The sequence below is a fragment of the Pseudomonas sp. YA1 genome (assembly GCF_058680555.1).
The window spans coordinates 107562-120511 of the sequence record NZ_JBZWBG010000017.1; the positions used below are offsets into that span (position 1 = coordinate 107562).

Annotated in this window: 9 protein-coding genes; 6 read left to right on the top strand and 3 right to left on the bottom strand. The window is 66.9% G+C overall.

Annotation, left to right across the window (positions count from 1 at the left end; genetic code table 11):
- The first annotated feature begins 60 nt into the window (after positions 1 to 60).
- From rhdA to fimX, 4 genes are all read left to right on the top strand, one after another.
- Positions 61 to 876: a thiosulfate sulfurtransferase gene (rhdA, locus tag AC4OR5_RS23250; RefSeq protein WP_003102047.1), complete on the top strand. Its 816-nt coding sequence runs from the start codon at positions 61 to 63 to the stop codon at positions 874 to 876.
- 3 nt (positions 877 to 879) lie between these two features.
- Positions 880 to 1749 (top strand): archaetidylserine decarboxylase, encoded by an 870-nt coding sequence (asd, locus tag AC4OR5_RS23255; RefSeq protein WP_003141725.1) that lies wholly within the window; start codon positions 880 to 882, stop codon positions 1747 to 1749.
- A gap of 316 nt (positions 1750 to 2065) precedes the next feature.
- Positions 2066 to 3889, top strand: coding sequence for a cyclic-di-GMP receptor FimW (gene fimW, locus AC4OR5_RS23260; protein ID WP_058159940.1), 1824 nt, complete (start codon positions 2066 to 2068; stop codon positions 3887 to 3889).
- Between the two features lie 64 nt (positions 3890 to 3953).
- Positions 3954 to 6029, top strand: a complete 2076-nt coding sequence (fimX, locus tag AC4OR5_RS23265; RefSeq protein WP_003095680.1) for a cyclic di-GMP-binding protein FimX — start codon at positions 3954 to 3956, stop codon at positions 6027 to 6029.
- 86 nt (positions 6030 to 6115) lie between these two features.
- Here the strand turns inward: fimX and serB are convergent, their stop codons facing one another.
- Positions 6116 to 7330 carry a phosphoserine phosphatase SerB gene (serB, locus tag AC4OR5_RS23270; RefSeq protein ID WP_003095681.1) on the bottom strand — a complete coding sequence of 405 codons (1215 nt, stop codon included), beginning with the start codon at positions 7328 to 7330 and terminating at the stop codon, positions 6116 to 6118.
- Between the two features lie 220 nt (positions 7331 to 7550).
- Here serB and AC4OR5_RS23275 point away from each other — a divergent pair, with 220 nt between their 5' ends.
- Together AC4OR5_RS23275 and AC4OR5_RS23280 are read left to right on the top strand one after the other, a co-directional pair.
- Entirely contained in the window at positions 7551 to 9089 is a 1539-nt protein-coding gene (locus tag AC4OR5_RS23275; RefSeq protein WP_058159941.1) for a YtjB family periplasmic protein, read from the top strand.
- On the top strand, positions 9086 to 9622 hold the full coding sequence (locus tag AC4OR5_RS23280) for a metal-dependent hydrolase (protein ID WP_003110319.1): 537 nt from the start codon (positions 9086 to 9088) through the stop codon (positions 9620 to 9622). Before AC4OR5_RS23275 ends, AC4OR5_RS23280 begins: the two co-directional genes overlap by 4 nt.
- Before the next feature lie 57 nt (positions 9623 to 9679).
- Here AC4OR5_RS23280 and AC4OR5_RS23285 read toward each other — a convergent pair whose 3' ends face one another.
- Both AC4OR5_RS23285 and parC read right to left on the bottom strand, forming a co-directional pair.
- Positions 9680 to 10390 (bottom strand): PqiC family protein, encoded by a 711-nt coding sequence (locus AC4OR5_RS23285; RefSeq protein ID WP_003110318.1) that lies wholly within the window; start codon positions 10388 to 10390, stop codon positions 9680 to 9682.
- A 292-nt stretch (positions 10391 to 10682) separates the two neighbouring features.
- The gene (gene parC / locus AC4OR5_RS23290) at positions 10683 to 12947 is read right to left on the bottom strand and encodes a DNA topoisomerase IV subunit A (RefSeq protein WP_023096216.1); all 2265 of its coding nucleotides are present in this window, start codon (positions 12945 to 12947) and stop codon (positions 10683 to 10685) included.
- Positions 12948 to 12950 lie beyond the last annotated feature (3 nt).

Below are 12950 nucleotides of genomic sequence, written 5' to 3' on the forward strand. Positions count from 1 at the left end.
ACACTGGTCGGGCGCGCTTTCCGTTAAACTGCTGCCCTTCTTCAACCCGGGGGTACTCGCATGTCCGTCTTCTCCGACCTGCCATTGGTGATCGAGCCCAGCGATCTCGCGCCGCGCCTGGGCGCGCCCGAGCTGATCCTGGTCGACCTGACCAGTGCCGCCCGCTACGCCGAAGGGCATATCCCCGGCGCGCGTTTCGTCGACCCCAAACGCACCCAGTGGGGACAACCCCCGGCACCCGGCCTACTACCGGCCAAGGCCGACCTGGAAGCCCTGTTCGGCGAGCTGGGCCACCGCCCGGAGGCGACCTACGTGGTCTACGACGACGAAGGCGGCGGCTGGGCGGGCCGCTTCATCTGGCTGCTGGACGTGATCGGCCACCACCGCTACCACTATCTCAACGGCGGCCTGCCGGCCTGGATCGCCGACGCCCAGGCGCTCGACCGCGAAGTCCCGGCGCCTGTCGGCGGCCCGCTGCCGCTGACGTTGCACGACGAGCCCAGCGCGACCCGCGAATACCTGCAAAGCCGCCTCGGCGCCGCCGACCTGGCGGTATGGGATGCGCGCAACCCCAGCGAATACGCCGGTACCAAGGTGCTCGCCGCGAAGGCCGGGCATGTGCCCGGCGCGATCAATTTCGAATGGACCGCCGGCATGGACCCGGCTCGCGCCCTGCGCATCCGCGCGGATATCGCCGAAGTCCTGGAGGACCTCGGCATCACGCCGGACAAGGAAGTGATCACCCACTGCCAGACCCACCATCGCTCCGGCTTCACCTACCTGGTGGCCAAGGCGCTGGGCTACCCGCGGGTCAAAGGCTACGCCGGCTCCTGGTCGGAATGGGGCAACCACCCCGATACCCCTGTAGAGGTTTGAGGAATGTCGTTCAAAGATCGTCTGTTCATCTGCAGCCAGTACCTGCTGCCGCACCACCTGCTGTCCCGGCTGATCGGCTTCGCCGCCGACTGCCGGGCGACCTGGTTCAAGGACCGCCTGATCGCCTGGTTCGCCCGGCGCTACCAGGTCGACATGCGCGAAGCACAGGTCGAGGACCTGCAGGCCTATGAACATTTCAATGCCTTCTTCACCCGCGCCCTGAAGGATGGCGCCCGCCCGCTGGCCCAGGAGCCCGGCGCGGTGCTCTGCCCGGCCGATGGCGCGATCAGCCAGCTCGGCCCGATCGAGCACGGGCGGATCTTCCAGGCCAAAGGCCACAGCTACAGCCTGGCCGAACTGCTCGGCGGCGACGCCGAACTGGCCGCGCCCTTCATGGGCGGCGACTTCGCCACCGTCTACCTGTCCCCCCGGGACTACCACCGCGTGCACATGCCGCTGGCCGGCACCCTGCGCGAGATGGTCTACGTTCCCGGCCGGCTGTTCTCGGTGAACCAGACCACCGCGGAAAACGTTCCCGAGCTGTTCGCCCGCAACGAGCGGGTGGTCTGCCTGTTCGACACCGAGCGCGGTCCGATGGCCGTGGTGCTGGTGGGCGCAATGATCGTGGCCTCCATCGAAACCGTCTGGGCCGGCCTGGTTACGCCGCCGAAGCGCGAACTGAAGACCTTCCGCTACGACGAAGCCGCCCGCGCGCCGATCCGCCTGGAAAAAGGCGCCGAGCTGGGTCGCTTCAAGCTGGGCTCCACCGCCATCGTCCTGTTCGGCCCGCAGCAGGTCGCGTTCAACGACGGCCTCGGGGCAGCGAGCCCGGTGCGCATGGGCGAGTGCCTGGCCCTGCCGAAACAGGCCTGACCTCGCCGGGACGGAGCGCCCGAGCGTCTCCGTCCCATCTCTCCCCGCCGCCGGAACCTCCCGGCGGGATCGTGGCGTCCGAAGGCTGCGGGTCCATTTCGATGCTGCTAGAGTTCGGAAAGGTCCTATCGAGCCTGTGCCGACCCCTCGGTCAGGAAAGCGGACTGCCGCACAGTTCCTGTCCTGGCCACGACGATGAACCCGCCTCCCGTGTTAAGAAAGAGGAGGCGCAGCCGCGGCGATCGGAAGTCCGGCACCTCTCCGGGGCTTCAACCCCCCGTAGAGCCTTTTCAGTAGCGGAGCCGTCTAACCCCCCATGGAAAACCAGAGCCCCCACCTCTCGTTGCGCGTCCCCACTCCGACGCAGCAGAACCTGAGCTTCTGCGACGCCACCCCGAAGGACATCAAGTACTGGCTGGCGCACCTGCCCAAGGCCAACCTCGGGGAAACCGCGCGCCAGCTCTACCAGGGCCTGATCGAACTCAACCAGTTGGTGCTGCCCGTCGAGGCCCGCCTGCAACTGCTCGAACTGTTCCGTCCAGAGGTGCATTTCGTCTGCACCCACCTGGAACGGCACTTCCTCAACCAGGCTATCGTCCTCGACGAACGGCCGCGCAAAATCGCCAACCTCTGCCAGGCCCTGCAGAACCACCTGGCCATCGGCTACAAGCTGATCGTGGTCCAGGAAGCGCCGCGCAACAGCCGCGACCGCGCGCAGCTGCTCGCGGTCGGTATCCAGCGGGCGATCCGCAGCCTGTGCGGCCCGCTGATCCGCGCCAGCCAGTTGTACTGCCCGGTCCCCGAGGGGCTTTGGCTGGAACTCCACCAGCTGTACCAGTTGGCCAACCAGCGCGGCGTGCATCGTCTCGCGGTGCGCGACGAACTGGCCAAGCACACCCCCGGCCTGAGCGTCGAGCAGGCCTACCTGATACCGCTGCTGCTCGGCTGCGCGCGCTGTAACCAGATGCGCCAGAACAACATTGCACGGCTCGCCGAGGTGCTCGAACCCTGGAGCCAATTGCTGTCGATACAGAGCGCGGCGCTGCCCGGCTCGCTGTTCATCGCCGTGCCGCAGATCGACGGCCCGCCGCGCTACCGCTCGCTGTACCCAGAGACCCAACTGGCCAGTGCCCTGGGCATCGACACCCAGCCGCTGGTCGAGCTGATCCGCGAATACCTGCTGCAGACCGAGGCCGAGCGCGCGAAGGCGCGCCTGCCGCTGATCGAAGGGGTGACCCTGGACCTGCTGCAACATCTCTCCTCGGCCTGGGGAGACATCGCCGAACGTACCTTCCAGCGCACCCAGGGCCAGGGCCAGTTGACCCTGTGCATCGGCATGAGCGCCCTACACTACTTCCTCGCCGGGCGCCGCCCGTTCAACGAGGTCCTGCAGATCCAGGAAGTGCCCGAGGCACCTCGCTTCAAGGCCGACGTCCAGGACGCCTGGGCCGGCGCCTTCGATGCGCAGAAGGTCACCGACTGGCAGCCCGGCATGCCGCTGGAGGAAATCGAGTACCGCCCGCACCAGTCGCCCCGCGGTGGGCAGCCCGATCACCCGCAGGCCCACGCACAGACTGACGCCACCGAGGACTATCCGACCTACGCCCTGCCCATCGTCAACCACAGCCCCGGCGGTTATTGCCTGAGCTGGCCGAAGGAGGTGCCCGCCCAACTGCAGGCGGGCGAACTGGTCGGCCTGCAGGACCTTCCCGGCCAGGCGTGGAGCATCGCGGTGGTGCGCTGGATCCGCCAGGTACGCAATGGCGGCACGCAGATGGGCATCGAGATGATCGCCCCGGCGGCGCAGCCCTGCGGCCTGCAACTGCTGCGCAAGACCGAGCAGAGCAGCCACTACCTGCGCGCCCTGCTGCTGCCGGAAATCGCCGCGATCTCGCGGCCGGCGACGGTGATCACCCCGCGCCTGCCGTTCCAGGAGGGCAGCCGGGTGCAGATCAACCTGCACGGCGAGGAGCGGCGCGCGGTGCTGAATCGCCGGCAGGCCTCGACCGGCAGCTTCAGCCAGTTCGAATACCGCTCGGCGGAACCGGTGAACACCCCGAGCGATAAGCCGGTCACAGCGCCAGTGGCCCGGCCGCCTGCGGGGGAGGAAGATTTTGACTCGCTCTGGAAGTCTCTGTAGATTGCCCCGACACCTCCATTCGCCGTCTTTTCGCGCCCGCCCGGACGCGGACTGAGCCCTTTCCATGGCCATCGAAAAGAAAACCATCCGCCTGCTGATTCTGGAAGACTCGCAGAACGAAGCCGAACGCCTGGTCAGTCTGTTCCGCAATGCCGGCCACGCGACCCGCGTACATCGACTGACCTCTCCCGAGGACCTCGCCGAGACCCTCCAGCAAAGCTGGGACCTGCTGATCGCCGCGCCGACCAGCGAATGTCTCGAGCCCGGCGAGGCGCTCGCCACCTTGCGCCGCCAGTCGCGCGACATCCCGTTCATCCAGCTGGTGGCCGACAACAGCTCCGACGCCATCACCGACGCCTTGATGCTCGGCGCCCAGGACGCCCTGCCGCAAGGCGAGGACGAGCGCCTGGTGCTGGTCGCCAACCGCGAGCTGGCCGGCCTCGCCGAACGCCGCGCGCGCCGCGCCGCCGAACTGGCCCTGCGCGAGGCGGAAAAACGCTGCCAGTTGCTGCTCGACAGCTCGGTCGACGCCATCACCTACGTCCACGACGGCATGCACATCTACGCCAACCGCTCCTACATGGCGCTGTTCGGCTACGAGGACGCCGAGGAACTGGAAGGCCTGCCGGTCATCGACCTGATCGCCTCCTGCGACCAGGGCGCCTTCAAGGATTTCCTCAAGGGCTACCAGAACGACCAGCGCCAGACCGAACTGGTTTGCACCGGGGTCAAGCTCGACGGCCAGGAATTCAAGGCGCGCATCAGCCTCTCCGCCGCCACCTACGACGGCGAACCCTGCATCCAGGTGGTGATCCGCGGCGAGGTCGACAACGCCGAACTGGAAGAAAAGCTCCGCGAAGTCAGCAGCCAGGACCCGGTCACCGGACTCTACAATCGCAGCCACTTCCTCGACCTGATGGATGCCGCCGTGCAGCAGGCAGTGACCGCCCGCAAGCCGTCGACCCTGGCCTATATCCATCTCAACGGCTACCCCTCGCTCCAGGCCGACCACGGGCTTTCCGGGATCGACCTGCTGCTCGGCCAGTTGGCCGGACTGATGCGCGAACAGTTCGGCGAAGAAGCCGACCTGGCGCGTTTCGGCGATTCGATCTTCGCCGCCCTGTTCAAGGGCAAGACTCCCGAGCAGGCGCAAGCGGCACTGCAACGACTGCTGAAGAAGGTCGAGAACCACCTTTTCGAGTTGAACGGCCGCAGCGCCCAGGCCACCCTCAGCATCGGCGTCGCCGGTCTCGACGAGAAGACCGCCAAGGCCCAGGACGTGATGAACCGTGCGCATCGCTGCGCCGATGACGCGGCACGCAAGGGCGGGTCGCAGATCAAGCAGTACAACCCGGCGGAAGAGCTTGCCGCCGCCGCCCAGCGCGGCGACGTCATCGCGATCCTCCAGCAGGCGCTGGAGACCAACAGCTTCCGCCTGCTGTTCCAGCCAGTCATCAGCCTGCGCGGCGACAGCCACGAGAACTACGAGGTGCTCCTGCGCCTGCTCAATCCGCAGGGCCAGGAAGTGCCGCCGGCGGAGTTCCTGCATGCCGCCAAGGAAGCCGGGCTGGCGGAGAAGATCGACCGCTGGGTGATCCTCAACTCGATCAAGCTGCTCGCCGAGCATCGCGCCAAGGGGCACCAGACCAAGCTGTTCGTCCACCTGTCCAGCGCCAGTCTGCAAGACCCCGGCCTGCTGCCCTGGCTCGGGGTGGCGCTGAAGGCCGCGCGCCTGCCGCCGGAGTCGCTGGTGTTCCAGATCAGCGAAGCCGACGCCACCAGCTATCTGAAGCAGGCCAAGCAACTGACCCAGGGCCTGGCCACCCTGCATTGCCAGGCGGCGATCAGCCAGTTCGGCTGCTCGCTGAATCCGTTCAACGCGCTGAAGCACCTGACCGTGCAATTCATCAAGATCGATGGCTCCTTCGTCCAGGACCTCAACCAGGTGGAAAACCAGGAGATCCTCAAGGGCCTGATCGCCGAACTGCACGAACAGCAGAAGCTCAGCATCGTCCCCTTCGTCGAGAGCGCCAGCGTCCTCGCCACCCTGTGGCAAGCCGGCGCCACCTACATCCAGGGCTACTACCTGCAGGGGCCGAGCCAGGCGATGGACTACGACTTCTCCTCGGGAGACGAATGAAGAACGGGCGCCCTGGGCGCCCGTTGCTTTTCCGCTCTACCGATCTGGTTCGTGGCTGCCGGGCCGGCAAGAGGCGCCCGCCGGCCTCAGGCTCGCCCTTCGCGGTCGCGGTAGCCGAGCAGATAGAGGATGCCGTCCAGGCCCAGGGTCGAGATCGCCTGCTTGGCCGACTGCTTGACCAGCGGCTTGGCGCGGAACGCCACGCCCAGGCCGGCCAGGCCGAGCATCGGCAGGTCGTTGGCGCCGTCGCCGACGGCGATGGTCTGCTCCAGGCTCAGGCCTTCCTTCGCCGCCAGTTCGCGCAGCAGGTCGGCCTTGCGCTGGGCATCGACGATCGGCTCGACCGCCACCCCGGTGACCTTGCCGTCGACGATCTGCAACTCGTTGGCGAACACGTAGTCGATCCCCAGCTTCGCCTGCAATTGACGGGCGAAATAGGTGAAGCCGCCGGACAGGATGGCGGTCTTGTAACCCAGGCGCTTGAGTTCGGCGAACAGGGTTTCCGCACCCTCGGTCAGACGCAGCGAGGCGCCGATCTCCTCCAGCACGTCCTCCGACAGCCCCTGCAGCAGCGCCAGGCGCTCCTTGAAGCTGGCGCGGAAGTCCAGTTCACCGCGCATCGCCCGCTCGGTGATCGCGGCGACCTTCTCGCCGACGCCGGCGGCCTTGGCCAGTTCGTCGATGACTTCCGCCTCGATCAGCGTCGAATCCATGTCGAACACCGCCAGCCGGCGGTTGCGGCGGAACACGCTGTCCTGCTGGAAAGCGATGTCGACGTTCAATTCCTGGGCGACGCTGAGGAATTCCGCACGCAGCGCCGCCGGATCGGCCGGTTCGCCGCGTACCGAGAACTCGATGCAGCCCTTGCCCTGGTCGGCGGGCATGTCCAGCGGCATGCGCCCGGAGAGACGGTCGATGTGGTCGATGTTCAGCGCGTACTTGGCGGTGATCGAGCTGACCCTCTGCAGTTGCTCGGCAGTCACCCGGCGGGTGAGCAGGGTCACGATGTGCCGCGCCTTGCCCTGGCCGTCGACCCATTGCCGGTAGTCCTCTTCCGAGACCGGGGTGAAGCGCACCTGCTGGTCCAGCTTGTAGGCGGTGAACAGCACGTCCTTGAGGACCGAGGAACCGGCCTCGGTATCCGGGATTTCCACCAGGATGCCGAACGACAGGGTGTCGTGGATCACCGCCTGGCCGATGTCGAGGATGTTCACCCCGCCCTGGGCCAGTACGCCGGTGATGGCCGCGGTGAGACCGGGGCGGTCTTCCCCGGTGATGTTGATCAGGACAATTTCGCGCAAGGCGTAAGCTCCGCCAGGTAAAAGACGCCATTCTACCCGCTTTCCCGCACACCCGAGAGACGCAGAGCCGGGCATTTGCCATCACCACCGGTCGGAACCGACCGGGAAAACCCGCGAAACCGCCGCGCGGCGGCCTGGAAAGCGCGTCAACGGCCCTTTGCCCCTCGGGGGGCGCTGGTTATACTGCGCGACACCTCTATTTCAGAAGACCGAGCCCCCTGTGACCCGGCCCACGTCCGTCAAGCCCGACAATTTCTTCCTCCTGCTGTTTCGTGCCTTGCGCCAGCGCCGCGTCCCGATCGCCCTGCGGCTCGCCAGCCATAGCCTGATCCTGGTGGCCCTGGCCCTGCTGATCTACGCCTGGGTCATGGGCATGCAGTTTCGCCAGGCCATGCAGCAGCAGGCCGATGCCCTGGGCCAGAGCCTGATCACCCAGACCGCCGCGTCCGCCACCGAGTTGCTGGTGTCCAACGACATCCTTAGCCTCAACGTGCTGCTGAACAACCTGGTGAAGAACCCGCTGGTGGCCCATGCGGCGATCTACAGCGTCGACCAGCGCATCCTCGCCGAGGCCGGCAGCCGTCCGAAGCAGAGCCTGCTCGGTGCCACCGAAGGCCTGTACTCGACGCCGATCACCTTCCAGGAAGTGATCGCCGGGCACCTGCGCATCAGCCTGGACATGCAGCAGTTCCAGCAGCCGATGATGATCAGCCTGCAGAGCATGGGTCTGATCAGCCTGATCCTGCTGATCCTCGCCCTGTATTTCAGCCTGCGCCTGGGGCGGCAGATTTCCACACCCTTGTTGCAATTGCGTGTCTGGTTGCGCGATCCGGACAATCCGGCCCCCGGCGCCGAACTGCAGAACGAGCTGGGCGACCTGGCGCGTGACCTGGAAGAGCGCCTGGTGCCGGAGAAGCCGCCGGCGCCGGAGCCGGAAGAAGCACCGCTGCCGCAGAACTTCGACGACATCCTGCTGGAAGACGACGAAGCCGACCTGCGCAGCCGCAAGGTCGAGGCCTCGGCCTTCGAGGAAGACGACATTCCGCTGGGCGACGCCCTACTGGACGAGACCAAGCCGGTGGAATTCACCTCCATCGACGAAGACCCGCTGGACCAGGACGCCTTCGACGAGAACGCAGCCGAAGCCGGGGACCAGCCCGCGGCGCCCGCCGCTGTGCGCGAACCGCAACACAGTGCGGTGCTGGCGATCCAGCTCGGCGCCCAGGAACAGTTGCGCCGGCTGCCGCGCAGCCGCCTGGTGGACCTCCTGCAACGCTATCGCGACTGCCTGGAACAGGCCGCCCGCCAGTACAAGGGCAGCCTGCACACGCTCAGCGACGGCGGCAGCCTGATTCTCTTCCACAGCCGCGACAACCGCGCCGACTACCTGACCAACGCGCTCTGCTGCGGTGAACTGATGCGCGCGCTCGGCCATGCCCTGCAGATCGAGGTCGCCGACAGCGGCATCACCTTGCAGTTGCAACTGGGCCTGAGCCTCGGCGAAGACCTCAGCGAACAGACCCAGGCCGACCTGCTGCTCAACGAAACTGTGCAGAACGCCCTCGCCCTCAACCAGCACAGCCGCAACCTGCTGCTGGTCGAACGCAGCATCGCCGACGACGCGGTGGTCCGCGAGCGCGCCCGTATCCGCGCCATCGCCAGTCCGGAAGGAGCCTGCTGCGTCGAGCGTCTGCTGGAGCCGTATCCGTCGATGCTCGAGCGCCAACTGGCGCGCATGCACGACCGCGCCCGCCCGTGACCACCCTGATCACCCACCCGCTGCCGGTCCTGGCGGTGGGATTGGCCCTTGGCAGCCGGGTGATCCCGCCACGCCTGCTGCTGGCAGGCATGCTCGCCGCCTGCCTGCCGGACTTCGACGTGATCGCCTTCAAGCTCGGCATCGCCTATCACGATGCCTTCGGCCATCGCGGCTTCAGCCATTCGCTATTGTTCGCCGCGATCCTCGGCGCGCTCGCCGCCCTCGCCTGCCGGCCGCTGCATAGCGGACCGCTGAAAGCCGGGCTGTGGGTGGCGCTGGCCACCGCCTCGCACAGCCTGCTGGACGCGATGACCAACGGCGGGCTGGGCGTCGCCTGGTTCTGGCCCTGGAGCGACGCCCGCTACTTCATGCCCTTCCATCCGATCGCTGTGTCGCCGATCGGTCTGTCGCGCTTCCTCAGCGAACGCGGATTGCTGGTGCTGCAATCGGAGGCGCGCTGGGTCTGGCTGCCCTGCCTGCTGCTGGCGCTCGCCGGCATGGCCCTGCGCTTCCTGTTGCGCCGCTCACGCTGACGCCGAAACGAAAAAGCCCCGCTTCGGCGGGGCTTGTTCCTGGTCGGCTCTCGACAATCAGAACCGATAGACCTCGGCATCGGTGCGAATCGGCACCACCAGCGGCATTTTCGGACCTTCCTCTTCCTTGGCCTTCGGCTTGGCCACCGGCTTGCGCGCGGTCGCCGGCGGCGGCGCCTCGGCCGCCACGGCGATCGGCTTGACGTCCTTGGCCAACTGCGCCGCCAGGCGCTTGAGCAGGTCGCTCTGGGCACGGATCTGGTCGCCGATGCTGCCCTGATGCCGTTCTTCCTCGTGGAACACCCGGCTATCCTTCAGGTCGCCCTTCTGGTCCAGCAGGCGCCAGCGCGCCTCGATCACCGCTGGCTGCTTGGGGCCGGAGTCGAGGCGACTGATGGTCAGCATCACCTGGACCTGGGGGGTGAAACCGGGTTTTTCCGGGAACAGCGCCAGGCGGCTGCTGCCCAGCTCGCTGGACATCTGCCGCAGCAGTTGCTGGCTGACATTGGTCTCCAGGTTGCCGGCCCAGCGCGCGTCGGTGGACAGGCTGAGAATACCGTCGGCCTGCCGCTGCACCATCACATCGCGCTTGAGATAGTCGGCCAGTTGTACCGGGCCGAGCAGGACGGCCGCACCGCCATCCTTTTTCGGTACTGCGGCGGCACCGACGTCCAACTGGTAGAGCTGGGCCGGCGGATGGACCGCACAACCCGTCAGCCCGAGCAGGCTGACGAGGGAAAGACATGCGAAGACGCGCCACGCGCTCATCGAGAACCACCGTATTTCGCCGAAGATCGGCACTACTGATGCAAGACTTGAATTCTACTGGCCACCCGCCATCGGAAACGGCGGCCGAAGGGGCGTATCATCCCCTAACCAGCGCCATAGCTCCAGAGGCAGAGCGTATTCCGAAACCGGTTTCGGACCACCTGCGTCAGGGGAAAACCCGGCGGAACCCGCCAGGGAGACGACATTCCCCCGGAAAGCCGGCCTCGGAAGAGGCCGCTTTCGCCATTCCCTTGCGGATATGCGAGAGATCGGAGACCGGTAACGGCTCATTTCAATCCTGTGGCGGAATATCCACCAGCAGGCTGTCGACGCGCTGGAAACCGCGCGGCAGCTTGTTGCCTCGCCGGCCCCGCTCCCCCTTGTAGTGTTCCAGGTCGTCGCCCTTGAGCGACAGGGTACGCTTTCCAGCCTGCAGGACCAACGTCGCCCCGGCTGGCAGAACAGCCAGGTCGGTGAGGTACTCCTCGCGGCTGGCCACGCGTTCGCCGGGGATGCCGATGATCTTGTTGCCCTTGCCCTTGCCCAGTTGAGGCAGGTCGGAGACCTTGAACAATAACAGACGGCCCTCGGTCGTCACGGCCGCCAGCCAATCCTGCTCCACATCGCGCACCGGGCGCGGCGCCACCACGGCGGAGCCGTTGGGCAGGCTGAGCAGGGCCTTGCCGGCCTTGTTCTTGGCCTGCAGGTCCTCGCCCTTGACCACGAAACCATAGCCGGCGTCGGAAGCGATCACGAACAGCGCATCGTCGTCCGGCAGCAGCACGCATTCGAAGCTGGCCCCCGGCGGCGGCGTCAGCCGGCCGCTGAGCGGCTCGCCCTGGCCCCGCGCGGACGGCAGGCTGTGGGCCGGCAACGAGTAGCTGCGCCCGGTGGAGTCGATGAACACCGCATACTGGTTCGAGCGTCCCGGCGCGGCGGCCTTGAAGCCGTCGCCGGCCTTGTAGGAGAGGCCGGCGGCGTCGATGTCGTGGCCCTTGGCGCAACGCACCCAGCCTTTTTCCGAGAGCACCACGGTCACCGGTTCGGTGGGCATCAGCTCGGTTTCCGACAGCGCACGGGCCTCGGCGCGGGCGACGATCGGCGAACGGCGGTCGTCGCCGTAGGTCTCGGCGTCCTTGATCAGCTCCTCGCGCACCAGCTTCTTCAGCTTGGCCTCGCTGCCGAGCAGGGTCTGCAGGCGCTTCTGCTCCTTCAGCAACTCTTCCTGCTCGCCGCGGATCTTCATCTCTTCCAGGCGTGCCAACTGGCGCAGGCGGGTGTCGAGGATGTAGTCGGCCTGCACCTCGCTGAGTTCGAAGCGCTCCATCAGCACCGCCTTGGGCTGGTCCTCGGTGCGGATGATGTGGATCACCTCGTCGAGGTTGAGGAAGGCGATCAGCAAGCCATCCAGCAGATGCAGGCGGCGCTCGACCTTGTCCAGGCGGAACTGCAGGCGTCGACGCACGGTGCCGATGCGGAACTGCAGCCACTCCGAGAGCAACTGGCGCAGGTCCTTGACCTGCGGCTTGCCGTCGAGGCCGATGATGTTCAGGTTGACCCGGTAGCTGGTCTCCAGGTCGGTGGTGGCGAACAGATGGGTCATCAGCTCTTCGACATCGACCCGGTTCGAACGCGGGATGATGACGATGCGGGTCGGGTTCTCGTGGTCCGACTCGTCGCGCAGGTCGGCCACCATCGGCAGCTTCTTGGCCTGCATCTGCCCGGCGATCTGTTCCAGCACCTTGGAACCGGACACCTGGTGCGGCAGGGCGTGGATGACGATGTCGCCGTCCTCGACGCGGTACACCGCGCGCATGCGCACCGAACCGCGGCCGGTCTCGTAGACCTTCTGCAGGTCGGCGCGCGGGGTGATGATCTCGGCTTCGGTGGGGAAGTCCGGGCCCGGCACGTGTTCGCACAATTCGGCGACCGTCGCGCCCGGCTGGTCGAGCAGGCGCACGCAGGCCAACGCGACTTCCCGCAGGTTGTGCGGCGGCACGTCGGTGGCCATGCCCACCGCGATGCCGGTGGTGCCGTTGAGCAGCAGGTTGGGCAGGCGGGCCGGCAGCACGGCCGGCTCGTCGAGGGTGCCGTCGAAGTTCGGTACCCAGTCCACGGTACCCTGGCCCAGTTCGCTGAGCAGCACCTCGGAATAGCGCGACAGGCGCGCCTCGGTATAACGCATGGCGGCGAAGGACTTGGGATCGTCCGGCGCCCCCCAGTTGCCCTGGCCGTCCACCAGCGGATAGCGATAGGAGAACGGCTGCGCCATCAGCACCATGGCCTCGTAGCAGGCCGAGTCGCCGTGCGGGTGGAACTTGCCGAGCACGTCGCCGACGGTGCGCGCCGACTTCTTGTGCTTGGAATCGGCATCCAGCCCCAGTTCGCTCATGGCGTAGACGATGCGTCGCTGCACCGGTTTCAGGCCGTCGCCGATATGCGGCAGGGCGCGGTCCATGATCACGTACATGGAATAGTTCAGATAGGCCTGCTCGGTGAACTCGGCCAACGACCGGCGTTCGACCCCTTCCAGGCTCAGATCGAGGGATTCGCTCATGCG

Bases quoted from the DNA above. Each gene is read 5' to 3' on its own strand.
- rhdA (WP_003102047.1), top strand. From the start codon at position 61: ATGTCCGTCTTCTCCGACCTGCCATTGGTGATCGAGCCCAGCGATCTC.
- asd (WP_003141725.1), top strand. From the start codon at position 880: ATGTCGTTCAAAGATCGTCTGTTCATCTGCAGCCAGTACCTGCTGCCG.
- fimW (WP_058159940.1), top strand. From the start codon at position 2,066: ATGGAAAACCAGAGCCCCCACCTCTCGTTGCGCGTCCCCACTCCGACG.
- fimX (WP_003095680.1), top strand. From the start codon at position 3,954: ATGGCCATCGAAAAGAAAACCATCCGCCTGCTGATTCTGGAAGACTCG.
- AC4OR5_RS23285 (WP_003110318.1), bottom strand. From the start codon at position 10,390: ATGAGCGCGTGGCGCGTCTTCGCATGTCTTTCCCTCGTCAGCCTGCTC.
- parC (WP_023096216.1), bottom strand. From the start codon at position 12,947: ATGAGCGAATCCCTCGATCTGAGCCTGGAAGGGGTCGAACGCCGGTCG.